The 845-nt window shown below is 49.1% G+C and carries 1 protein-coding gene; it reads right to left on the bottom strand.

What is annotated here, in order from left to right:
• Nucleotides 1-16: 16 nt before the first annotated feature.
• A protein-coding gene (locus QN379_RS23415; RefSeq protein ID WP_416348566.1) for an IS5 family transposase occupies nucleotides 17-768 on the bottom strand; the annotation gives its coding sequence in 2 pieces (ribosomal slippage) (nucleotides 17-433 and nucleotides 436-768; 750 coding nt in all).
• Nucleotides 769-845 lie beyond the last annotated feature (77 nt).

Here is an 845-nt window from a genome sequence, read left to right as displayed (position 1 = left end):
TAGGGTGTGTTGACATTTATTTCAACCAAAGTGCCGAAGCCGCGAGCGCCACGAATGAAGCAAAGCGCGAAGCTAGTTTGTCGTAACGCGTAGCGATGCGCCTAAATTGTTTGATGTGCGCAAAGAATCGTTCCACTAAATTACGGTTTCGGTACTGATGTTGGTCGAATTCTCTTTGTTCCTTCCGGTTTGCTTTTGGCGGAATAACCGCCTTGGCATTTTTACCTGCAATACAGTCAAGCAGCGCATTCGTGTCATAAGCTTTATCAGCCAATACCGCCTGCGGCTCAATCTCTTTCAATAAAGTTTCTGCTTGGGTTGAATCATGCACTTGCCCACCGGTAAGCACAAACCGCGCTAACTGCCCGAGTCCTTCAACGCAGGCATGGATTTTAGTGCCGAACCCACCGCGAGAACGGCCAAGCGCTTGCTCACCCTTTTTTTAGCAGCACCTGCAGCATGCTGATGCGCACGGATGACGGTGCTGTCTATAGAGACTTCCTCAACATCAGCATCCTCACGCAACACAGCAAAAATGGCGTGCCACACATCTTTGTTCGACCACCGTGCAAATCGCACATAGATGCTGTTCCAATTCCCAAATTCGCTTGGTAAGTCGCGCCACGGACTCCCCGTGCGGGCTATCCACAATACGGCCTCAATAAAGAGCCGATTATCGATCCCGCTACGCCCTCTATCGCCAGCTTTGCCACGCACTAACGGCGCTAGTCGTTCCCATTGATCGTCTCGTAACATCAGTCGCAACATGCATGCATTCTTTAAAATCTAGAATGTAAACACAATTTGGAAAAAGTTAACAGCGTTTTATATGTCAACACGCCCTA

This window comes from Glaciimonas sp. Gout2, from assembly GCF_035018905.1.
Taxonomy (GTDB): Bacteria; Pseudomonadota; Gammaproteobacteria; order Burkholderiales; family Burkholderiaceae_D; genus Glaciimonas.
The sequence above is the reverse complement of the archived record's forward strand: the minus strand, read 5'-3'. Positions and strand labels throughout refer to the sequence as shown.